General features: G+C 64.6%; 1 pseudogene. It reads right to left on the bottom strand.

The annotated features are described in order from the left end of the window. A pseudogene (locus U5768_RS31910) lies at nt 1-378 on the bottom strand (adhesin); the annotation flags it as partial.

Below are 378 nucleotides of genomic sequence, written 5' to 3'. Positions count from 1 at the left end.
GAGCCCGTCTCTGCCTTCGCGTCGATTGCAGCCAGCGCAGAACCGACGTCCGAGTACGTACCGTCGGAGAACGCATACGTGGGCGTGCTGATCGTGCCGTCCGGGTTGACCTTCGTCTGGCCGCCAAGCGCTGCGGCCGTCGAGCTGGCCACGCCGTACAGCTGCGAACCGTTCACCGCGTCGTTACTCGCTACGCTGACCGCACCGTTTGCAACATTGTGCAGCGCCACCGGAGCATGGCCCGAACCACCGAACGTCACCGAGTTCATCGACGTGTCGTCATACGCCACGAACGCGTTCAGCAGGTTGCCCGAGCCGTCCGTCTTCGCACCGAGTGCGTACAGTTGCGAACCGTTCACGGCATCCACGCTCGAGGCG

Origin of the sequence: Paraburkholderia sp. J76 (assembly GCF_905220295.1) — a bacterium.
Taxonomy (GTDB): Bacteria; Pseudomonadota; Gammaproteobacteria; order Burkholderiales; family Burkholderiaceae; genus Paraburkholderia.
The sequence above is the reverse complement of the archived record's forward strand: the minus strand, read 5'-3'. Positions and strand labels throughout refer to the sequence as shown.